This is a genomic window from Citrobacter youngae (assembly GCF_003818115.1).
GTDB classification, from domain to species: domain Bacteria; phylum Pseudomonadota; class Gammaproteobacteria; order Enterobacterales; family Enterobacteriaceae; genus Citrobacter; species Citrobacter youngae.
Genome location: NZ_RPOI01000025.1, coordinates 1 through 21,597, shown reverse-complemented (window position 1 = coordinate 21,597; position 21,597 = coordinate 1). Strand labels below are relative to the sequence as shown.

The following is a 21,597-nucleotide window of genomic DNA, read 5'->3' as shown; positions in this document are numbered from 1 at the left end:
CATCCCCCCCGATCAAATGAACATGACTGAATAGTAATTAAGGGTTATCACCCTCACCTTAAATTTTTGACGCCAAAGTGCGTAAACACGGTCAATTCTTCAAGAAATAGCGGGAAAGATCGGGAATTGCGGAAGGGGTCACATCAGGTGAAACCGTCCCCATTAGTAGAAACTGTGAACGCTATCACGTTCACCTTTGCCATGCTGCCAGCCGCGTATTGTCGCTGTCACTAACAAGAAGGTACGCCATTTCACGGGTTCTTAGACTGAGTGCAATGAAACTCAGAAGGACCTCGCTATGACTCTTCGCCATTGTGTCGCTGTTGATCTCGGTGCATCCAGTGGACGCGTAATGCTGGCGCGTTACGACAGTAAACACCGTACCCTGACACTGCGTGAAATCCACCGCTTTGTTAACTGTCTGCAAAAAACAGACGGTTTTGACACCTGGGACATCGACAGCCTGGAAAACGACATTCGTCTGGGGTTGAAGAAAGTCTGCGATCAAGGCATTCGGATCGACAGCATCGGCATTGATACCTGGGGCGTGGATTATGTCCTGATCGATAAAAACGGTCAGCGCGTTGGGTTGCCAGTCTCTTATCGCGATAGCCGCACGAACGGCATTATGTCGCGGGCCATGACGCAGCCAGGTAAAAGTGACATCTATCACCGTAGCGGCATTCAGTTTCTGCCCTTTAATACCCTGTATCAGCTCCGCGCGCTGGTCGAGCAGCAACCGGAACTAATCCCCCAGGTGGCGCATGCCCTGCTGATCCCCGATTACTTCAGCTATCGCCTGACCGGCGAACTGAACTGGGAATACACCAACGCCACCACCACCCAGTTAGTCAATATCAACACCGACGACTGGGACGAAACCCTGCTGGCCTGGAGCGGTGCCGACACAACGTGGTTTGGCCGCCCCACGCATCCGGGGAACGTAATTGGTTACTGGATTTGTCCACAGAAAAATCAAATCCCGGTGGTTGCCGTCGCCAGCCACGACACCGCCAGCGCGGTGATCGCATCACCGCTGGCCGATAAAAATAGTGCCTATCTCTCTTCCGGTACCTGGTCGCTGATGGGCTTCGAGAGCAGAACACCGTATACCAACGATGCGGCACTGGCGGCGAACATCACCAACGAAGGGGGCGCGGAAGGGCGCTACCGCGTGCTGAAAAACATCATGGGGCTGTGGCTACTTCAGCGCGTGTTAAAAGAGCGGCAGATAACCGACCTGCCTGCCCTTATCGCTCAAACCCAGGCGCTGCCGGCCTGCCAGTTTCTGATTAACCCCAACGACGAGCGCTTTATCAATCCTGACGATATGAGTGCGGAAATTCAGGCGGCCTGTCGTGAATCAGGCCAGCCCGTTCCTCAGCAAAACGCCGAACTGGCGCGCTGTATTTTCGACAGTCTGGCGTTGCTGTACGCCGATATCCTGCAGGAACTGGCTGAGCTTCGCGGCGAAGCATTTCACCAACTGCACATCGTCGGCGGTGGGTGCCAGAACGCATTACTCAACCAGCTTTGCGCGGACGCCTGCGGTATTCGCGTCATATCCGGGCCTATTGAGGCCTCCACGCTCGGCAATATTGGCGTCCAGTTGATGACGCTGGACGAGCTTAACAACGTCGATGATTTCCGTCAGGTGGTGCGCGCCAACTACGACCTGACCAGCTTCATCCCCAATCCTGAAAGTGAAATTGCCCGCCACAAAGCGCAGTTTCAACCATTACGACAGACAAAGGAGCTTTGCGCATGACCACTCAACTTGAACAAGCCTGGGAACTGGCAAAACTGCGTTTCGCAGCGGTAGGTATTGATGTCGAGGAAGCATTACGCCAGCTCGATCGTCTGCCGGTCTCCATGCACTGCTGGCAGGGCGACGACGTAGCCGGATTCGAAAACCCGGAAGGTTCGCTCACGGGTGGAATTCAGGCAACCGGTAACTATCCGGGCAAAGCGCGTAACGCCAGCGAACTGCGTGCCGATCTGGAGCAGGCGCTGAGCCTGATCCCGGGTCCAAAACGTCTGAATTTGCATGCGATCTATCTGGAGTCTGATACGCCAGTTGCCCGCGACCAAATCAAACCTGAACACTTCAAAAACTGGGTTGAGTGGGCGAAAGCGAACCAGCTAGGGCTGGATTTCAACCCGTCCTGCTTCTCACATCCGCTGAGTGCCGACGGTTTCACGCTGGCCCACGCCGATGACACCATTCGCCAGTTCTGGATTGACCACTGCAAAGCCAGCCGTCGCGTCTCGGCGTATTTTGGCGAGCAGTTGGGTACGCCATCAGTGATGAACATCTGGATCCCGGATGGCATGAAAGACATCACCGTTGATCGTTTAGCGCCGCGCCAGCGTCTGCTGGACGCGCTGGACGAAGTGATCAGCGAGAAACTCGACCCGGCGCACCATATCGATGCCGTCGAAAGCAAGCTGTTTGGCATTGGTGCGGAAAGCTACACCGTCGGCTCTAACGAGTTCTACATGGGTTACGCCACCAGTCGCCAGACGGCGCTGTGCCTGGATGCGGGTCACTTCCACCCGACCGAAGTGATTTCCGACAAGATCTCCGCCGCCATGCTGTACGTGCCGCGCCTGCTGCTGCATGTCAGCCGTCCGGTGCGTTGGGACAGCGATCACGTGGTGCTGCTGGATGATGAAACCCAGGCGATTGCCAGCGAGATCGTGCGCCACAACCTGTTTGACCGCGTACACATCGGCCTCGACTTCTTCGACGCCTCCATTAACCGCATCGCCGCGTGGGTGATCGGCACCCGCAATATGAAAAAAGCCCTGCTGCGCGCGCTGTTAGAACCGACCGGGCAACTGCGCCAGCTCGAAGCCAGCGGCGACTACACCGCACGCCTGGCTCTGCTGGAAGAGCAAAAATCGCTGCCGTGGCAGGCCGTCTGGGAGATGTATTGCCAGCGTCACGACACGCCAGCGGGCAGCCAGTGGCTGGAAAGTGTGCGCGCTTATGAAAAAGAGATTTTGAGCAAACGTGGCTAACTGTGACGCCAGGCTTGTAGGCCGGATAAGACGCCCCGCGTCGCCATCCGGCAATAAATGAAACACGATTGCCGGATGGCGCTTCGCTTATCCGGCCTACGTAAGACCCGATAACGTTCGGGCAATAAATGGGAACACCGAACATGCAAAACATTACCACTTCCTGGTTCGTCCAGGGGATGATTAAAGCCACTTCCGATGCCTGGCTGAAAGGTTGGGACGAACGCAACGGCGGCAACCTGACACTGCGCCTGGATGAGGCAGATATTGCGCCATTTAGCGCCGATTTCCACGAAAAACCACGCTATATCGCGCTGAGCCAGCCGATGCCGCTGCTGGCGAATACGCCGTTTATCGTCACCGGTTCGGGAAAATTTTTCCGCAACGTCCAGCTCGACCCGGCCGCAAATCTGGGCGTGGTGAAAATCGACAGCGATGGCGCGGGTTACCACATTCTGTGGGGTCTGACCCACGAAGCCGTACCGACTTCCGAACTGCCCGCCCACTTCCTATCCCACTGCGAGCGCATTAAAGCCACCAATGGCAAAGACCGCGTGATCATGCACTGCCATGCCACCAACCTGATCGCCCTGACCTACGTACTGGAAAACAATACCGCGCTGATGACCCGCAAACTGTGGGAAGGCAGCACCGAGTGTCTGGTGGTGTTCCCGGATGGCGTCGGTATTCTGCCGTGGATGGTGCCAGGTACCGATGAAATCGGTCAGGCCACCGCCGAAGAAATGCAGAAACACTCGCTGGTACTGTGGCCGTTCCACGGCGTGTTCGGCAGCGGACCTACCCTCGACGAAGCGTTCGGTTTGATCGATACCGCAGAGAAGTCCGCTGAGGTTCTGGTCAAGATTTACTCGATGGGCGGTATGAAGCAGACCATTACGCGTGAAGAGCTGATCGCACTTGGCAAACGCTTCGGCGTGACGCCGCTGGCCAGCGCACTGGCATTGTAAGGAGAATAATGATGAGCTTTATGTTGGCACTGCCAAAAATTAGCCTGCATGGCGCCGGCGCGATTGCCGATATGGTGAACCTCGTGGCGAATAAGCAATGGGGTAAAGCGCTGATCGTCACCGATGGTCAACTGGTAAAACTGGGCCTGCTGGATAGCCTGTTTGCCGCGCTGGATGAACATCAGATGTCTTACCACCTGTTTGATGAAGTGTTTCCAAACCCGACGGAAGAGCTGGTGCAGAAAGGTTTCGCGGCGTATCAGGACGCAGAATGTCACTACATTATTGCCTTCGGTGGCGGTAGCCCGATCGATACCGCTAAAGCGGTGAAGATCCTGACCGCCAACCCCGGCCCTTCTACCGCTTACTCCGGCGTAGGCAAAGTGAAAAATGCGGGTGTACCGCTGGTCGCCATCAATACCACCGCCGGTACGGCAGCAGAGATGACCAGCAACGCGGTCATTATCGACTCTGCCCGTAAGGTCAAAGAGGTGATCATCGACCCGAATATCATCCCGGATATCGCCGTGGATGACGCCAGCGTCATGCTGGACATTCCGGCATCCGTCACCGCCGCAACCGGCATGGACGCCCTGACCCATGCGGTAGAAGCCTATGTTTCCGTTGGCGCGCATCCGCTCACCGACGCTAACGCGCTGGAAGCGATTCGCCTGATCAACCTGTGGCTACCGAAAGCGGTCGACGACGGTCATAACCTCGAAGCTCGTGAGCAAATGGCGTTTGGTCAGTATCTGGCGGGTATGGCATTTAATAGCGCTGGCCTGGGTCTGGTACATGCGTTGGCACATCAGCCGGGCGCAACCCATAATCTGCCGCACGGCGTCTGCAACGCCATCCTGCTGCCGGTAATCGAAAACTTTAACCGCCCGAACGCCGTGGCGCGCTTTGCCCGCGTGGCGCAAGCGATGGGCGTCGATACCCGTGACATGAGCGATGAAGCGGCAAGTATGGAGGCCATCAACGCGATTCGTGCACTCAGCAAGCGTGTCGGTATTCCTGCGGGCTTTAGTTCACTTGGCGTGACGAAAGAGGATATTGAAGGCTGGCTGGATAAAGCGTTGGCCGATCCGTGTGCGCCGTGCAACCCGCGCACCGCCAGCCGCGACGAGGTCCGCGAGCTGTATCTGGAGGCGTTATGATCCGCAAAGCCTTTGTGATGCAGGTGAATGCCGATGCGCACGTTGAGTACCAGCGTCGTCATAACCCCATCTGGCCAGAACTGGAAGCAGTGCTGAAAGAACACGGTGCCCATCACTACGCGATTTATCTCGACGAGGAGCGCAATCTGCTGTTCGCCACCGTTGAGATTGAGTCCGAAGAACGCTGGAATGCCGTTGCCAGCACCGACGTTTGCCAGCGTTGGTGGAAACATATGCGTGACGTAATGCCGGCCAACCCAGACAACAGTCCGGTCAGCGCAGAGCTAAAAGAAGTGTTTTATTTGCCGTAAGTCGTGTGCCCGGTGGCGCAAGCTTACCGGGCCTACGGTTCTATTTTTTCCTGGTCGGATAAGCGATAGCGCCCTCCGGCAATTTCAATTCTGCTCAGAAACCAGAATCGCCTGGGTGTCAGGCTCCAGTGCTTTAAAGATATGCGCCTGGTCAGCGGGGTAGCAAATATAGTCGCCCTCGCCTAACTCCTCCGGCGCTTCCGTCAACCCCACCATCGCCTTACCCTGCGTCACGATAATATGTTCAACCGATCCCGGTGGATGCGGTTGTGAAATACGATCTGCGCCCGGTTGCGTCAGCAGCAGATAGATATCCCGCCGCGCGCCCGGTGGGCAGGCTGCCAGTAAAATAGCCTGATAGTGGGCCTGCTCAGCCACGACTTTTGTCCCTTCGCCACGGCGAATCACCTGCGTTTTTTGCTCCTGCGGTTCCAGTAATCGGGCAAAGGGGATATCCAGCGCCACACACAGCGACCACAGCGTTTCCAGGCTAGGATTACCATTTCCCGCTTCCAGCTGCGAGAGTGTCGATTTTGCAATTCCCGCGCGACGGGCAATTTCTGCCAGCGATAAACCGGTGCGCTGACGTTCACGCACCAGACTTTTCGCGATCATACTGATGGGTTGGGTCATTCTCGACTCCATGTTCTTTATATCGAACGAATCGTTCGACTTGTAAATCAAACTGATTGTGTTCATTATAATGGAAACTCGTTCGATATGGCTAAAACGGTATGAAACATTATTTTTCCAGCCTCAAAGGCGACACGATTAAAGCGATATTTTTAGTCTGTCTGGCCGTCGGCGTAGTCGGCATGTCATACGGCTCGCTGGCAATGGCCTACGGCTTCCCGATTTGGGTGCCCTTTGTACTCTCGATTACAGTACTGGCCGGAGCTTCTGAATTTATGTTTATCGGTATTATCGCCAGCGGCGGAAATCCGTTGGCGGCAGCGGCGGCTGGGTTACTGGTGAATGCCCGACATGTACCGTTTGGCGTGACGGTACGCGATCTGGTCGGCACTCGCGCCGCCAGCTTTCTAGGCTGTCATATCATGAACGATGAAAGCGTGGTGTTCGGCCTGTCGCAGAAAACACCGGAACAACGTAAAGCCGCCTACTGGTTATGCGGTCTGGGCGTCGCCATTTTCTGGCCGATTGGCACACTGATCGGCGCCGGTGTCGGCAAGCTGCTCCCGGCACCTGAAACCATCGGTCTGGATGCCGTTTTCCCTGCCATTTTGTTGGCCTTAGTGGTTCCGGCCTTTAAAAACCGCACCACTCTCATCCGTGCCTGTAGCGGGGCCGTATTGTCACTCGCTTCCGTACCTTTCGCACCGGTAGGCTTGCCGGTACTGCTTTCACTGTTTGGCTTACTGACGAGGAAAAAATAATGGGCAACATGACGCTGTTTATCGTCGGTATCGCCGTGTTATCTCTGGGAACCTATTTAATGCGTTTAGGGGGAGCAAAACTGGGAGGCCGTTTAGCCTTTTCTGAACGTTCACAGGCGTTGCTTTCTGATGCTGCAACGGTGTTACTGTTCTCCGTTGCGCTGGCAACCACCTTTTACGAAGGCGAACACTTTGCCGGCATGGCGCGCGTGCTGGGCGTGGCTTTTGCGGTGTTTCTCGCCTGGCGTAAGACGCCATTGATTGTAGTGATTATCGCTGCAGCAGTGGTAACCGCACTGCTGAGAATGGCGGGTATAAACTAAAAAAGCGCCCCAAGGGCGCTCTTTCGACAATACTAAGGTCTCTTATTTCAGCAGTTCAGCAGTCATGTGCACGCGGTTACCGGTGTATGCCTGAGTGATTTTGTAATCGCTGGCACCTGCGCGTTCAGCCTGAGCGGCAATTTTTGCTTCAGCGCTTTCCAGCGTAGAACCGGTTGCGGTAACTGTCTGAGCAGCGAAAGAACCGAAAGACGTAGCCAGAGCGATAACTGCGACAAAAGTTTTGATGCTTTTCATGATATAAACCCTTTCACTTAGTTGTTTGAGTAAGGCACCGTGCCTTGATGTGATAAATAGTAGCCTTCATATCACGCAACTAAAAGCGGAAGGATTTGCCTATCTTATTCAAATTAACTGAACACTTATTACTCAGCGATCAACCGCTGCGGATGGGTGTAGATCGTCGCCCTGCCCGGTTTGCAAAAACCCACCAGCGTCAGGTTACAACGTTCGGCAACTTCTACGGCAAGCGTTGTCGCGGCTGAGACAGCAAACAGGATCTCCACGCCACACATCGCCGACTTTTGCACCATCTCGTAGCTGGCGCGGCTGGAGACTAATACTGCGCCCGCCCGCCAGGCTTCTCCTTCGATAGCACGTCGTCCCAGCAGTTTATCCAGCGCCACATGACGCCCGACATCTTCATGTCCACCCGCCAGATGGCCTGACGGCTGTACCCAGGCAGCCGCGTGCGTGCAGCCTGTCAGTTGCCCCACGGGCTGGAAATCAGGGAGATGCCTTAAGGCGTTATCGAGATGTGCCAGATCGAATGTCTGGGTAAACGGCAGAGGCTGGACCGGCTTGCCAATGTCATTGAGTTGTTCAACGCCGCAAACGCCACAACCGGTACGACCGGCCAGTGCACGACGTCGCTCCTTCAGCCCCATAAATCGACGACTGGACAGCTCAACCTGCACTTCTAATCCGTTACAGGAAGGAACCACTTCCATGGCGTAGATATCCTGCGGGCGCTCAATAATGCCTTCAGAAAGTGAAAAGCCCAGCGCAAAGTGCTCAAGATCTTTCGGTGACGCCATCATCACCACGTGCGAAATCCCGTTGTAAACCAGCGCAACCGGCACTTCTTCAGCGACCTCATCTGGCTGAGGATGTTGCAAATCCTCGCGTTTCCAGAGAGTCAACTGACGCGATCCTGCACAATTCATCACATTTTTGACTTCTTCTTGATGGATTTTATTCACTTTCTTTTAACCATATTGGAACACACATACCAACATTGTGGTATTCTTTACAAACCCCTCCTGGACGGAGGGAAATTCACCCAATTCTGGACCTTTGCGGTCCCGTCCGCAAAGAAAAATAACAACCACTTCCCTCGCGCTCGAGTAACGGAAAAGTGAAGGGAACGTGACAATGTCGAAACAAGGAGCGAACCATGCAGGTCAGCAGAAGGCAGTTCTTTAAGATCTGCGCTGGCGGTATGGCAGGCACCACGGCAGCGGCACTGGGTTTTGCACCCGGCGTAGCGCTCGCGGAAACACGGCAATATAAACTGCTGCGCACCCGCGAAACCCGTAACACCTGCACTTACTGTTCCGTTGGCTGTGGACTGTTAATGTACAGTCTCGGTGACGGAGCAAAAAACGCCAAAGCATCCATCTTCCATATCGAAGGGGACCCGGATCACCCGGTGAACCGTGGCGCGCTGTGCCCGAAAGGGGCAGGACTTGTGGACTTCATCCACTCCGAAAGCCGCCTGAAATTCCCGGAATACCGCGCACCAGGCTCTGATAAGTGGCAACAGATTAGCTGGGATGAGGCATTTGACCGCATCGCTAAGCTGATGAAAGAAGACCGCGACGCAAACTACGTTGCACAAAACGCCGAAGGCGTAACCGTTAACCGCTGGCTTTCCACCGGGATGCTGTGTGCTTCCGCTTCCAGTAACGAAACCGGCTATTTAACGCAAAAATTCTCCCGCGCGCTCGGTATGCTCGCGGTCGACAACCAGGCACGCGTCTGACACGGACCAACGGTAGCAAGTCTTGCTCCAACATTTGGTCGCGGTGCGATGACCAACCACTGGGTCGACATTAAAAACGCCAACCTCGTTGTGGTGATGGGCGGTAACGCCGCTGAAGCTCACCCGGTCGGGTTCCGCTGGGCGATGGAAGCCAAAATTCACAACGGCGCGAAGCTGATTGTTATCGATCCACGCTTTACGCGAACCGCTGCGGTGGCTGATTTCTATGCGCCGATTCGTTCCGGTACTGACATTGCTTTCCTGTCAGGCGTCTTGCTGTACCTGCTGAACAACGAAAAATTCAACCGCGAATACACTGAGGCCTATACCAACGCCAGCCTGATCGTGCGTGAGGATTACGGTTTCGAAGATGGCCTGTTCACTGGCTACGACGCGGACAAACGCAAGTATGACAAAACCAGTTGGAACTACGAGCTGGATGAAAAAGGCTTCGCCAAACGCGATGTCACCCTGCAACACCCGCGCTGCGTGTGGAACCTGCTGAAACAGCACGTTTCCCGCTACACGCCGGATGTCGTAGAAAACATCTGCGGTACGCCAAAGGCTGATTTCCTGAAAGTGTGCGAATACATCGCAGAAACCAGCGTCAAAGACAAAACCGCGTCGTTCCTGTATGCACTCGGCTGGACGCAGCACTCAGTTGGTGCGCAAAACATCCGTACCATGGCGATGATCCAGTTGCTGCTTGGCAACATGGGGATGGCCGGCGGCGGTGTTAACGCCCTGCGCGGTCACTCCAACATTCAGGGTCTGACCGACTTAGGCCTGCTGTCACAAAGCCTGCCGGGCTATATGACGCTGCCCAGCGAGAAACAAACTGACCTGCAAACCTACCTTGCCGCCAACACGCCAAAACCGTTGCTGGAAGGTCAGGTGAACTACTGGGGCAACTACCCGAAATTCTTCGTTTCGATGATGAAAGCCTTCTTTGGCGATAAAGCGACAGCGGAAAACAGCTGGGGCTTCGACTTGCTGCCGAAGTGGGATAAAGGGTACGACGTTCTGCAATACTTCGAGATGATGAACCAGGGCAAAGTGAATGGCTATATCTGCCAGGGCTTTAACCCGGTCGCGTCATTCCCGAATAAAAACAAGGTCGTGGCTTCACTGTCCAAACTGAAATTCCTGGTCACCATCGACCCGCTCAACACCGAAACGTCTACCTTCTGGCAGAACCATGGTGAGTCGAACGATGTGGACCCGTCGAAAATCCAGACCGAAGTATTCCGTCTGCCGTCCACCTGCTTCGCCGAAGAGAACGGTTCTATCGTTAACTCCGGTCGTTGGTTGCAGTGGCACTGGAAAGGCGCAGACGCCCCGGGGATTGCCGTTACCGATGGTGAAATCCTCGCCGGTATCTTCCTGCGCATGCGCAAGATGTATGCCGAGCAGGGTGGCGCGAACCCGGAACAGGTGCTGAGCATGACCTGGAACTACTCCACACCACACGAACCGGCTTCGGAAGAAGTGGCGATGGAGAGCAACGGTAAAGCGCTGGCCGATATTACCGACCCGGCAACGGGGGCAGTCATCGTCAAGAAAGGCCAACAGCTTAGCTCGTTCGCCCAACTGCGTGACGACGGCACCACGTCCAGCGGCTGCTGGATTTTTGCCGGGAGCTGGACGCCGGAAGGCAACCAGATGGCACGTCGCGATAACGCCGACCCATCAGGCCTTGGCAACACGCTGGGCTGGGCATGGGCGTGGCCGCTCAACCGACGCATTCTGTATAACCGCGCTTCCGCTGATCCGCAGGGGAATCCGTGGGATCCAAAACGTCAGATCCTGAAATGGGATGGAGCGAAATGGAGCGGGATGGATATTCCGGACTACAGCGCCGCCGCACCTGGCAGCAACGTTGGGCCTTTCATCATGCAGCCTGAAGGGATGGGACGCCTGTTTGCTATCGATAAGATGGCGGAAGGTCCGTTCCCGGAACACTACGAGCCGTTTGAAACGCCGCTGGGGACTAACCCGCTGCACCCGAACGTTATCTCAAACCCTGCCGCGCGTATCTTCAAAGATGACGCGGAAGCGCTGGGTAAAGCGGATAAATTCCCGTACGTCGGTACGACCTACCGTCTGACCGAGCACTTCCACTACTGGACCAAGCATGCGCTGCTCAATGCCATCGCACAGCCAGAACAGTTTGTGGAAATCGGCGAGAAGCTGGCGAATAAGCTCGGTATCTCCCACGGCGATACCGTCAAAGTCTCCTCTAACCGCGGCTACATTAAAGCCAAAGCAGTGGTGACCAAACGTATTCGCACGCTGAAGGCCAACGGTCAGGATATCGATACCATCGGTATTCCGATTCACTGGGGCTACGAAGGTGTGGCGAAAAAAGGCTTTATCGCTAACACGTTAACGCCATTCGTCGGTGATGCGAACACGCAGACGCCGGAATTTAAGTCCTTCCTCGTGAACGTGGAAAAGGTGTAACGGAGACGACCTATGGCTTATCAATCGCAAGACATCATTCGTCGTTCCGCCACTAACGGTTTCACCCCCGCGCCTCAGGCGCGGGACCATCAGGAAGAGGTGGCGAAGCTTATCGACGTCACCACCTGTATCGGCTGTAAAGCGTGTCAGGTGGCGTGTTCTGAATGGAACGACATCCGTGATGAAGTGGGCAACAACGTTGGGGTGTACGACAACCCAGCTGATTTGACCGCTAAATCCTGGACGGTAATGCGCTTCTCGGAAGTGGAACAGAACGACAAACTGGAGTGGCTTATCCGCAAGGATGGCTGTATGCACTGTGCCGATCCGGGCTGCCTGAAGGCGTGTCCGGCTGAAGGTGCAATCATTCAGTACGCCAACGGTATCGTCGACTTCCAGTCCGAGCAGTGTATCGGCTGTGGCTACTGTATCGCAGGCTGTCCGTTCGACGTGCCGCGCCTCAACCCGGAAGACAACCGCGTCTACAAATGTACGCTGTGCGTTGACCGTGTTGTGGTCGGGCAAGAACCGGCCTGCGTGAAGACCTGCCCAACCGGCGCCATTCATTTCGGCACCAAAGAGTCGATGAAAACGCTGGCAGGCGAGCGTGTGGCGGAGCTGAAAACCCGTGGTTACGAAAACGCGGGTCTGTACGATCCAGCAGGCGTTGGCGGTACTCACGTCATGTACGTATTGCACCATGCTGACAAGCCGAATCTGTACCACGGCCTGCCGGAGAACCCGGAAATCAGCGCCACCGTGAAATTCTGGAAAGGCATCTGGAAACCTCTCGCAGCCGTCGGCTTTGCAGCGACATTTGCGGCCAGTATCTTCCATTACGTCGGTGTAGGCCCGAACCGCGCGGAAGAGGAAGAAGACAACCTGCATGAAGAAAAAGACGAGGTGCGCAAATGAAACGACGTGACACCATCGTGCGCTACACGGCGCCGGAACGCATCAACCACTGGGTAACCGCCTTCTGCTTCATTCTGGCGGCAGTGAGCGGGATGGGCTTTCTCTTCCCGTCTTTTAACTGGCTGATGCACATCATGGGCACACCGCAACTGGCGCGAATTGTGCACCCGTTTGTCGGCGTTGTCATGTTTGCCTCGTTTATCATCATGTTTTTCCGTTACTGGCACCACAATCTAATCAATCGGGATGATATCTTTTGGGCGAAGAATATTCGTAAGATTGTCGTCAACGAGGAAGTAGGTGACACGGGACGTTATAACTTCGGCCAGAAATGCGTATTCTGGGCGGCGATTATCTTCCTGGTCCTGTTGCTGGTGAGCGGAGTGGTCATCTGGCGTCCGTATTTTGCACCTGCTTTCTCAATCCCGGTGATCCGATTCGCGTTAATGCTGCATTCATTTGCCGCAGTAGCGTTAATTGTGGTTATCATGGTGCACATTTACGCCGCCCTTTGGGTGAAAGGCACCATTACCGCGATGGTGGAAGGATGGGTTACCAGTTCATGGGCGAAGAAACATCACCCGCGCTGGTACCGTGAAGTCCGAAAGACAACGGAAAAGAAAACTGAATGAGTATTCGCATAATCCCGCAAGATGAGCTGGAGAAGAGCGAGAAACGCACGGCGGATATGATTCCGCCGTTATTATTCCCCAGACTCAAAAATTTGTATAACCGCCGCGCTGAGCGCCTGCGCGAGCTGGCCGAGAACAACCCGCTGGGCGACTACCTGCGCTTTGCCGCGCTGATCGCCCACGCGCAGGAAGTGGTGCTGTACGACCATCCGCTGCAGATGGATCTGACCGCGCGCATCAAAGAAGCGAACGATCAGGGCAAACCGCCGCTGGATATCCACGTCCTGCCACGCGACAAGCACTGGCAAAAGCTGCTGCAGTCGTTGATTGCTGAGCTGAAGCCAGAGATGAGCGGTCCGGCGCTCGCCGTGATCGAGAATCTGGAAAAAGCCTCAGAGCAGGAGCTGGAGCTGATGGCCAGCGCGCTGTTTGCCTCTGATTTTTCCTCCGTCAGCAGCGATAAAGCACCGTTCATTTGGGCTGCCCTGTCGCTCTACTGGGCGCAGATGGCGAGCCTGATCCCCGGCAAAGCCCGTGCGGAATACGGTGAACAGCGTCAGTACTGCCCGGTGTGTGGTTCAATGCCGGTCTCCAGCATGGTGCAAATCGGTACCACCCAGGGTCTGCGTTATCTGCACTGCAACCTGTGCGAAACCGAGTGGCACGTGGTGCGCGTGAAGTGCAGCAACTGCGAGCAGAGCCGTGATTTGAACTACTGGTCACTGGATAACGAACAGGCGGCAATCAAAGCTGAAAGCTGCGGCGACTGCGGGACTTACCTGAAGATTCTCTATCAGGAAAAAGACCCGAAAGTCGAAGCCGTGGCCGACGATCTCGCTTCACTGATGCTGGACGCGCACATGGAGCAGGAGGGCTTTGCCCGCAGTTCCATCAACCCGTTCCTGTTCCCGGGTGAAGGGGAGTAAGGTCTTCACACTACCGGGCGGCGTAGGTCGCCCGGGTTATAATGTATACGGTGTGACCACACCGGATAGGCCTGCAAAATCCTTAGTATTTCGCGTAACCAGCGTAAGACGATGAATCTGTGCTGTTGCCAGAATAATGGCATCCGGCAATTTCATCCCATATTCCTGCCTGATACTCACGCTTCGTTCAGCAATATCCTGTGAAACGCCGATCACGTTAAAAGCGCTCAACGCAACGCGTGTGCGGGATTCCTGATGGTATTTCTTTGCCCCAACCATCACTTCCATCCAGGTGATAAGGCTGATCGCATTCTGCGGCGGCCATGTTTCTATCGCTTGCTTTGCTTCACTCCGTCCACTAAACAGGTCGATGAGGATGTTGGTATCAAAAAGCGCGGATCCTTTGACCATTACCATTCCTCACGAAGTTTGCGCTGGTACTCAACGCCATCTTCTTCACAACCTTTCCAGAGTCCGAGAGCGCTGGAAATAGTCGTTTCAGCCTGTTCCTGCCTCTCAAGATACTGTTCAACGGCCTCCCGTAAAAGTTCTGCTCGCGGCAGGTTGCGCTGCACCTTGAGATCATCAAGACGTTTAATCACTTCATCTGATAAATCGAGTAAAATTCTGCCCATATCCATCCCAGCCATCATACTCATATATACCTCCAGTATATCATCAGCGATTAATTTCCACACAACATACACCTGAAAAAAGCGAGAAAATAGCTTTCACGTGAACGATTTTTACTTTTGCGAGCCGCTTTCCAGAATCATAACGCCCCTTTTTTTCCCATTTTCATTTGTGAGTATCCAGGTTATAAACCTGTATATCCATACAGATAAGAGTATTTAAAAATGGCACTGGAAAGCGGGATTGCGCAGTTAGTTGAGGCATTTATCGCGGCGGGACGCCCTTCTTCCCGCGAACAGAATATTGATGACCGGAGAGCGGGCTATATTGCCAGTACGGCGCTGGCCGGAGAAACTGAAACCCGCGTACAGGTTGAAGATATTGAACTCGATACCATGACGCTTCGCGTTGTTTCGCCTCTTAACTCTGTGGAAACGCTGCCCTGCGTCATTTACTATCATGGCGGATGTTTTGTCAGCGGTGGGTTTGCTACGCATGATAACCAACTAAGGCAGCTCGCCTGGTTCAGCGGCTGTAGGGTCATTGCAGTACAGTACCGCCTTGCGCCAGAGCATACTTTCCCGGCAGCACATAACGATGCTGAAACCGGGGCCAATATCATCTGGAAATATGCCCAGAAACTGGGAGTCGATCGCGAGCGCATAACCCTTGCTGGCGACAGCGCGGGCGGGCACCTGGCGCTGGTCACAGCACTACGCCTGAAAGCGGCCAGGCAATGGCAACCTGCACAGCTTATGCTGATCTACCCGATGCTGGACGCAACCGCCAGGTTTGCGAGCTATGACCATAATGGACAGGATTACATTATCACCCGCGACACGCTGCTTTCGGGCTACGAAATGTATATGCCGAAAACCGATCCATTGCATCCCGAAGTCAGCCCACTCTGGCGTGAAGACTTCAACGGCTTGCCGCCCACGCACATCATTACCGCTGAATTTGACCCACTGTGCGATGAAGGAGAGGCCCTGTTTCACCAGCTCCAGAAGCAAGGTGTGGACTGCACCTGTCAGCGCTATCCCGGCGTTATCCACGGATTTTTTCAGTTAGGAGGCGTAAGCCAGACAGCGCGAAACGCAATGCGCGACGTGGCCTGGCGTGTTAGAAGCCCATCAGCGGAGATAATTTCTTAATATTCAATGTTGTTTTCAACTTGAAAACATGATGGCATTGCGTTAGATTGTTTTCAGGTTGAAAACTATGTAATGGAACTACATCGTGCATGTTATCAGCCGAAAACCATTCAATGAGGGTATGCTCATGTATCCAAACCATGGGCTTGCTCTCTCTGAGTTGCTGAATGTTTTGGAGAAAAAAACATTCAATCACCCTGAAGAGATGAAACAGTATATTCCTTCTCTTGATAATTTTAAGTACAGGAATAAATGGTGGGTAATTGATGTTTCTGGTAACAACCTGAGACTCATTGCCTACATAGATTTCAGGTTACATAAAGTATTTGTGAAGCATATCGTTCTCCACGCCGAATATGACAAACTGACAGAATATTATCGGGGCCATAAAGAATGAGATCTCATCGTCATATGGACGCAGCCAGCGCAAAAAAGATCGTTGATACCTTCAGTTGTGCTGTAAAAACCATCCCGCTTTTGGGGGAAGAACGTAATGAAACGGAGTATCGAAGGGCACTAGCGCTAGTAGAGTTTCTGGTTGACCACGACGATCTTGAAAACCCGCTATTTGAATTACTCAGTGCCCGAATCAGTGAATACGAAAAATATGCACCAGAATTCAGAGCGCTCAATCAACACCTGAAACAAATCCCCTCTGGCGTTTCCGTATTGCGTACGCTCATGGATCAGTACGGATTAAAAGCCACCGACCTCGCCAACGAACTTGGTTCTAAATCGAACGTCAGCAACATCCTAAATGGCCGTAGAGCACTGACTGTAAGCCATATTAAAGCGCTTGCAGAACGCTTTAAACTTCCGGCAGATGCATTTATCGAGTAGAGGGTATCCCCCTACTCTTCCTCGTTACCGCCCTCTTCATATGCGCCAAACGGTTTTGCGGGTAGCACAATGTAAGTACCTTCAAACACGACGCCCGCCGTGTCATCGCCAAATACCCCGACCTGCATCTGCACGCGCGCCTTGCGGCCTCTTGCCAGACGATCAAGATCACCGCTCAGCGAGCCCAGATCGGCAATAGCAGTTGGTTTCCCGGTGATTGGCCTGCTGTAGCGGATATGCGCATCGGCGAGGATAATCGTTCCCCCCAGATGACGCTCACGCAGCATCAGCCAGATAAGTCCCCAGCCCGTTAGCGTCGCCAGTGAAAACAGGCTTCCGGCAAACAGCGTGTGGTGCGGATTCTGATTGCCCGTTTCGGGCATCGTGGTAATAAATTTCTGCCCGGTGTACTGCTGAATACGCACGCCCATTTTCTCACTCAATGGAATATGTTCGTACCAGGCTTGTTGTAGCTGTCCGCACCAGTCCCCGCGATGGAGAATATCGTCCAGCGTCGCAATGGGCTTAATCATCAAAAAGTGGCGCACCGGCGTGGTTTGCGGCGTGGTGATTTCCCCCTGGCTCACAAAACCGAGCTTGGCGAAAAATTCGACCGCATCTTCACGGGCGCTACAGGTGACGCGCTTGACCCCTTCCTGACGCGCCACAGACTCCAGAGTCATCGCCATCAGCGTGCCCAACCCTTTCTCTTGCACGGAAGGGTCTACTGCCATAAAGCGTATGGAAGCTTCGTTATCCGCATTGATATACAGACGCCCTACCGCAACCAGATTCCCCTCTTCGTCCACCACCATCTGGTGATGCGCCATCGCGTCCCAGGCATCCCGTTCGGAGCCTTTTGGCTGGTGCAATGGTTTACGCAGCATCTCCCAGCGAAACTGGTAGTAGCGCTCCAATTCTTCTTCTGTTTGCGGTACTCGAAGGTGATACATAGTTGTATTCTCTCTTGTTACCCGCGACCACGCCGGAAGCTGGTTCATACTTGTAACCAGAACGTCACGGGGCCATCATTAACCAGCGAAACCTGCATATCAGCAGCGAATCGCCCGGTTTGCGTATTCATTTCCTGTTGGCGGCAACGCTCAACAAAGTACTCATACAGCGCTTCTGCCCGCTCGGGTGCTGCGCCTTTCGAAAACCCCGGGCGCATGCCGCGTTCGGTATCTGCCGCCAGCGTAAACTGTGAAACCACCAGCACGCTGCCGCCTGACTGCTGCACGTTGAGGTTCATTTTGCCTTCGGCATCGCTAAAGATTCGATAGCCGAGTACGCGCTCGCACAGGCGATTCGCTTTCTGTTCGTCATCATCCCTTTCGACACCTAACAGGACCAAAAGTCCTGGGCCAATTTCACCCGTCACCTCGCCCTCCACGGTGACGCTGGCACGGGTTACGCGCTGAATTAATGCAATCATGGTTGCTCTGCTTCTTCTTGTTCTGCGGCTTGTTTAAGTTTGCGGTATTCCCCGAGAGTGACAGTTATTTCCGCGCCTAGCAAGACGATACACCACGTCCAGTAAACCCAGACGAATAAAATGGGGATCACCGCCAGGACGCCGTAAATGAGCTGATAAGACGGGAACATCGTGATGTAGAGCGCAAATCCTTTCTTTCCGGCTTCGAACAACACAGCAGCCACAAAGGCACCAATAACCGCATCACGGTTGGGTACACGCGTAGTCGGTACGATGCTGTAAAGCAGCCAGAACGAGAGCCAGGAAAGTACCAGCGGGAAAATACGCAGGACGTTATCAATCACCGTGTTGAGATCGCTGGCCCAGCGCAATGACAACAGATAAGAGCTGATCGCCAGACTGGCTCCCGCCAGCAGCGGCCCCAGCGTTAAAATCATCCAGTAGACGGCGAAAGAGTAAACTTTGGGACGCGTGCGCCTGCTGCGCCAGATAGTATTCAGAGCGTTATCAATGGCATACATCAGCAATAATGCTGTGACAATCAGCCCGCATGCCCCGACTGCCGTCATTTTGTTCGAATTGGCGACAAACTGTTCGATATAACGTTGAATGACGTCTCCCGTCGCCGGGATAAAGTTTGCGAAAATAAAATGACGTAGCTGGACACTGACGTCGGAAAACATCGGAAATGCGGCGAAAAGCGCAAATACGACGGCAATAAGCGGCACTAATGAGAGCAATGAAACGTAGGCAAGATTCCCTGCCAGCGTCGTCATGTTGTCCTCATCAATCCGTAGCCATAATAGCTTCAGCCAGTCTCGTACAGGACGCGTATGATGCCTGGCTTGCTGCTGAACATTTTTTAGCATAACAACGTCGCGAAATAGTCAGGAATGGTCTTTTTATCGACGACCTGGATACTGGTGATCCCTAACCGGTTAGCCCCTTCAATATTATCGGCGTTATCGTCAAAAAAGACCGTATCCTGCGCAGAAAAACCTTCAGACTGCAGGACGTGCTGGTAAATTCGCGCTTCCGGTTTACGCATGCCCAGGTCCTGGGAAAGATAAATATGGTCAGCAGCCTGACGGATCTCGGGGTATTCATCCGGCCAAAACGTGGTGTGCAGGCGGTTAGTATTTGATAACACAACGACACGATGCCCCTGCTCACGCAGCTTATGCATGATGTCGATAACCTCAGGGCGCAAGGCGACAAACACGGCCTGCCAGCCGTGAGAGAACTGCTCGTAACTTAGCGGCAGCGCCATCTCATGACATAGCGCCTCGGCAAAGGCTTCATCCGTTATTTCGCCTCGCTCGTGCTGGTGAAAAGCCTCTCCCATGGTGAAACTTTGCTTTAGCGAAGCCAACGGTACACGACTTAGATCGCTCCATGTGCCCAACACGCGGTTGAAGTCGATATCGACAATCACATTACCCAAATCAAAGATATAGAGCATGCCCTTCTCCTTATTCGCCGTGGATGAATAACTGTAGCGGGAAAGGAGAAGTTTGACTATGCGAGAGTGATGGCTGCGAAGTTATCGGGCCATCATTGGGAAGAATTACACGGCCAGAGCATCATCCTGTGAAGGACTCACCTGCACAATTTCTACCTGCTGTGACTGGAGTAAATTGTGCAATGCCGGACCTGGGTATTCATCAGTAAACAGCGCAGTTACCTGCGACACATTACCAATTTCTACCGCGGCAGAAGCCGTATATTTCGTATGATCCGCTGCCAGCAGAATGTGTCTTGAATGGGACATCATCGTTTTCACTACGCTGGCCTCGTTAACATCAAACTCCAGCAGCGCGCCGTCACTTTCAATCGCGCCAACACTGGTAACCAGGTAGTCGGCCCGAAAATCAGCGACAAATGCCGAGGCAGAAGGACCAATGATGCCGCTGTTGTGCGGGCGTAACGTTCCCCCCGGCACCATGACTTCAAAACGCGGATTGTTATACAGAATATGCGCCACGCGCAGGCTGTTGGTGATGATGCGCAAATGGTTATGGTTTAACAGCGCGCGGGCCACCTGCTCCACGGTGGTGCCTATGGTAATAAACACCGTCGAACCGTCAGGAATATAGTCAGCCACCGCCTCTGCGATGGCTTTCTTCTCTTCCGTCCACGAGACTTCACGCTGCTCAAAAGCCGTATTCACCACGCTGGAGGCTCTGCCCGCGCCACCATGATGACGCGTAATTAATCCCTGCTCGCTGAGTTTACGAATATCACGACGCACGGTCTGCGTGGACACGTCCAGCAGGCTGGCCAGCTCGTCGATATTCATATAACCGCGCTCGCTAATCAGCATCAACAGCTGATCGTGCCGCGGGTTACCGGTCAGTTCGGTAAGACTCATGAAATTTCCTCGAAAAACCATTGCCCTGGCATTTTATACAAAAAGTGACAGAAAAGATCGGGTTTGATCACAGTCAGGGATTCCAGCCCTTCCTCCCGGACGCGTGCATTTTAGCGCAGCAACCCCACTGGCGAACCTGACCGCGTCTTCCGGGGCATCACCACCCGCCAGGCTGAATGCAAGCGCACCGTGGAAAACGTCTCCGGCCCCCGTAGTATCCACAACGTCGACTTTAAATCCAGATTGATGCTGCAACGTATTATTTTTTATCCAGTCACAGCCCTCACTGCCACGCGTCACATAAACATGACCATTTGTGAGCGTTTGCGATTTTTTTAGTCCAACGACAGGATCGGTTATCCCGGTTAAACGCGCCAGACCCGGTTCAGAGAACGCCGCATGATCGCTCAACGCCACCAGCTCACTGATATCTTGTGGCGTGACGTCACCATCCAGTACCGTCATCACTCCCGCCCGACGCGCCAGCGTGAACGCCTGCCTGGCGCCTTCGTGCCAGCGAACATCCGCCAGAACCACATCCCACTGAGAAAAATCGATCTCGTTGAGCCAGTCAGCGTCATGCAGTAAGTCCGGGCTGGGGTAGTTAACGATAATACGCTCCCCTTGCGCATCCACCATAATCGCCGATTGTGAAGACTTTGCCCCCGCATAGCGCCGGGTGTAGCGGGTGTTTACCCCCAGGGATTCCAGCTCCGCCAGCAGGCTGTTTCCGGTGTCGTCATCGCCCACACGGCCAATAAAGTCCACCTGCGCGCCCAGCTTCGCTGCAGCCACTGCGGCCGTTGCAGCAGGCCCGCCGCCCACTTCGGTATAGCGCTTCGCCACATATTTACCTCCTTCAGTCGGTAAACCTTCTACGTAATAGATGCGATCCATCACGGTAATACCCACACAAGCAACACGAATCATGGTCATTCCTTAGGCGTTTCAAGATGGGATCATTTTAATTTCACAAAATGTTTAAAAAGTGACGGCTGTCAATTTTTTGACCATAAATTACAAATACGATCAAAAACAGACAAAAA

Annotated in this window: 25 protein-coding genes; 14 read left to right on the top strand and 11 right to left on the bottom strand. The window is 54.0% G+C overall.

Annotated features, from left to right (window positions below; genetic code table 11):
- Positions 1–298: 298 nt before the first annotated feature.
- The 5 genes from rhaB (at position 299) to rhaM (ending at position 5,463) form a co-directional block, all read left to right on the top strand.
- Positions 299–1,768: a rhamnulokinase gene (gene rhaB / locus EHN13_RS20435; protein ID WP_124021985.1), complete on the top strand. Its 1,470-nt coding sequence runs from the start codon at positions 299–301 to the stop codon at positions 1,766–1,768.
- The gene (gene rhaA, locus EHN13_RS20430; RefSeq protein ID WP_061066962.1) at positions 1,765–3,024 is read left to right on the top strand and encodes an L-rhamnose isomerase; all 1,260 of its coding nucleotides are present in this window, start codon (positions 1,765–1,767) and stop codon (positions 3,022–3,024) included. Before rhaB ends, rhaA begins: the two co-directional genes overlap by 4 nt.
- 143 nt (positions 3,025–3,167) lie before the next feature.
- Positions 3,168–3,992, top strand: coding sequence for a rhamnulose-1-phosphate aldolase (gene rhaD / locus EHN13_RS20425; protein ID WP_086523527.1), 825 nt, complete (start codon positions 3,168–3,170; stop codon positions 3,990–3,992).
- A gap of 11 nt (positions 3,993–4,003) precedes the next feature.
- Positions 4,004–5,152, top strand: a complete 1,149-nt coding sequence (gene fucO, locus EHN13_RS20420) for a lactaldehyde reductase (protein ID WP_057063170.1) — start codon at positions 4,004–4,006, stop codon at positions 5,150–5,152.
- Complete coding sequence (gene rhaM / locus EHN13_RS20415) at positions 5,149–5,463, top strand: L-rhamnose mutarotase (protein ID WP_061066959.1); 315 nt, start codon at positions 5,149–5,151, stop codon at positions 5,461–5,463. The genes fucO and rhaM overlap by 4 nt, the downstream gene beginning before the upstream one ends.
- A gap of 84 nt (positions 5,464–5,547) precedes the next feature.
- On the opposite strand, the gene EHN13_RS20410 is transcribed toward rhaM, so the two are convergent.
- The gene (locus tag EHN13_RS20410; RefSeq protein ID WP_003028726.1) at positions 5,548–6,096 is read right to left on the bottom strand and encodes a helix-turn-helix domain-containing protein; all 549 of its coding nucleotides are present in this window, start codon (positions 6,094–6,096) and stop codon (positions 5,548–5,550) included.
- Between the two features lie 101 nt (positions 6,097–6,197).
- On the opposite strand from EHN13_RS20410, the gene EHN13_RS20405 reads away from it, so the two are divergent.
- Positions 6,198–6,857: an AzlC family ABC transporter permease gene (locus EHN13_RS20405; protein WP_124021984.1), complete on the top strand. Its 660-nt coding sequence runs from the start codon at positions 6,198–6,200 to the stop codon at positions 6,855–6,857.
- Positions 6,857–7,180 (top strand): AzlD domain-containing protein, encoded by a 324-nt coding sequence (locus tag EHN13_RS20400; RefSeq protein ID WP_061066958.1) that lies wholly within the window; start codon positions 6,857–6,859, stop codon positions 7,178–7,180. Before EHN13_RS20405 ends, EHN13_RS20400 begins: the two co-directional genes overlap by 1 nt.
- A 42-nt stretch (positions 7,181–7,222) precedes the next feature.
- Here the strand turns inward: EHN13_RS20400 and EHN13_RS20395 are convergent, their stop codons facing one another.
- Together EHN13_RS20395 and fdhD are read right to left on the bottom strand one after the other, a co-directional pair.
- Positions 7,223–7,435: a YdgH/BhsA/McbA family protein gene (locus EHN13_RS20395; protein ID WP_003825262.1), complete on the bottom strand. Its 213-nt coding sequence runs from the start codon at positions 7,433–7,435 to the stop codon at positions 7,223–7,225.
- A 128-nt stretch (positions 7,436–7,563) separates the two neighbouring features.
- Complete coding sequence (fdhD, locus tag EHN13_RS20390; RefSeq protein WP_217438277.1) at positions 7,564–8,364, bottom strand: formate dehydrogenase accessory sulfurtransferase FdhD; 801 nt, start codon at positions 8,362–8,364, stop codon at positions 7,564–7,566.
- Between the two features lie 230 nt (positions 8,365–8,594).
- Between fdhD and fdnG the strand changes: the two genes are divergently transcribed.
- Genes fdnG through fdhE form a run of 4 tightly spaced genes read left to right on the top strand, consistent with a single transcriptional unit; the run spans position 8,595 to position 14,118 of the window.
- Positions 8,595–11,645 (top strand): formate dehydrogenase-N subunit alpha, encoded by a 3,051-nt coding sequence (gene fdnG, locus EHN13_RS20385; protein WP_124021983.1) that lies wholly within the window; start codon positions 8,595–8,597, stop codon positions 11,643–11,645.
- 12 nt (positions 11,646–11,657) lie between these two features.
- Complete coding sequence (fdoH, locus tag EHN13_RS20380; protein WP_003028691.1) at positions 11,658–12,560, top strand: formate dehydrogenase O subunit beta; 903 nt, start codon at positions 11,658–11,660, stop codon at positions 12,558–12,560.
- Positions 12,557–13,192 (top strand): formate dehydrogenase cytochrome b556 subunit, encoded by a 636-nt coding sequence (gene fdoI / locus EHN13_RS20375; RefSeq protein WP_005121818.1) that lies wholly within the window; start codon positions 12,557–12,559, stop codon positions 13,190–13,192. The genes fdoH and fdoI overlap by 4 nt, the downstream gene beginning before the upstream one ends.
- Positions 13,189–14,118 carry a formate dehydrogenase accessory protein FdhE gene (fdhE, locus tag EHN13_RS20370; RefSeq protein WP_061066954.1) on the top strand — a complete coding sequence of 310 codons (930 nt, stop codon included), beginning with the start codon at positions 13,189–13,191 and terminating at the stop codon, positions 14,116–14,118. The genes fdoI and fdhE overlap by 4 nt, the downstream gene beginning before the upstream one ends.
- A gap of 36 nt (positions 14,119–14,154) precedes the next feature.
- On the opposite strand, the gene EHN13_RS20365 is transcribed toward fdhE, so the two are convergent.
- Positions 14,155–14,529, bottom strand: coding sequence for a type II toxin-antitoxin system VapC family toxin (locus EHN13_RS20365; RefSeq protein WP_101741972.1), 375 nt, complete (start codon positions 14,527–14,529; stop codon positions 14,155–14,157).
- Entirely contained in the window at positions 14,529–14,771 is a 243-nt protein-coding gene (locus tag EHN13_RS20360) for a ribbon-helix-helix domain-containing protein (protein WP_005121822.1), read from the bottom strand. Before EHN13_RS20360 ends, EHN13_RS20365 begins: the two co-directional genes overlap by 1 nt.
- Before the next feature lie 204 nt (positions 14,772–14,975).
- Between EHN13_RS20360 and EHN13_RS20355 the strand changes: the two genes are divergently transcribed.
- The 3 genes from EHN13_RS20355 (at position 14,976) to EHN13_RS20345 (ending at position 16,745) form a co-directional block, all read left to right on the top strand.
- On the top strand, positions 14,976–15,905 hold the full coding sequence (locus tag EHN13_RS20355; RefSeq protein WP_124021982.1) for an alpha/beta hydrolase: 930 nt from the start codon (positions 14,976–14,978) through the stop codon (positions 15,903–15,905).
- Between the two features lie 85 nt (positions 15,906–15,990).
- Positions 15,991–16,302, top strand: a complete 312-nt coding sequence (locus EHN13_RS20350) for a type II toxin-antitoxin system HigB family toxin (RefSeq protein ID WP_048214029.1) — start codon at positions 15,991–15,993, stop codon at positions 16,300–16,302.
- Positions 16,299–16,745 (top strand): helix-turn-helix domain-containing protein, encoded by a 447-nt coding sequence (locus EHN13_RS20345; RefSeq protein WP_124021981.1) that lies wholly within the window; start codon positions 16,299–16,301, stop codon positions 16,743–16,745. Before EHN13_RS20350 ends, EHN13_RS20345 begins: the two co-directional genes overlap by 4 nt.
- Before the next feature lie 11 nt (positions 16,746–16,756).
- Here EHN13_RS20345 and fabY read toward each other — a convergent pair whose 3' ends face one another.
- The 6 genes from fabY to EHN13_RS20315 form a co-directional block, all read right to left on the bottom strand.
- Positions 16,757–17,698, bottom strand: a complete 942-nt coding sequence (gene fabY, locus EHN13_RS20340) for a fatty acid biosynthesis protein FabY (protein ID WP_048214031.1) — start codon at positions 17,696–17,698, stop codon at positions 16,757–16,759.
- A gap of 44 nt (positions 17,699–17,742) precedes the next feature.
- A complete protein-coding gene (gene dtd / locus EHN13_RS20335; RefSeq protein ID WP_003028671.1) occupies positions 17,743–18,180 on the bottom strand; it encodes a D-aminoacyl-tRNA deacylase in 438 nt (145 codons plus the stop codon).
- A complete protein-coding gene (locus EHN13_RS20330; protein WP_124021980.1) occupies positions 18,177–19,049 on the bottom strand; it encodes a virulence factor BrkB family protein in 873 nt (290 codons plus the stop codon). Before EHN13_RS20330 ends, dtd begins: the two co-directional genes overlap by 4 nt.
- Positions 19,043–19,642, bottom strand: a complete 600-nt coding sequence (yihX, locus tag EHN13_RS20325; protein ID WP_101741977.1) for a glucose-1-phosphatase — start codon at positions 19,640–19,642, stop codon at positions 19,043–19,045. Before yihX ends, EHN13_RS20330 begins: the two co-directional genes overlap by 7 nt.
- A gap of 105 nt (positions 19,643–19,747) precedes the next feature.
- Positions 19,748–20,551 carry a DeoR/GlpR family DNA-binding transcription regulator gene (locus EHN13_RS20320; RefSeq protein WP_003847907.1) on the bottom strand — a complete coding sequence of 268 codons (804 nt, stop codon included), beginning with the start codon at positions 20,549–20,551 and terminating at the stop codon, positions 19,748–19,750.
- A 33-nt stretch (positions 20,552–20,584) separates the two neighbouring features.
- Entirely contained in the window at positions 20,585–21,481 is an 897-nt protein-coding gene (locus EHN13_RS20315; RefSeq protein WP_048214034.1) for a sugar kinase, read from the bottom strand.
- Positions 21,482–21,597: the final 116 nt, after the last annotated feature.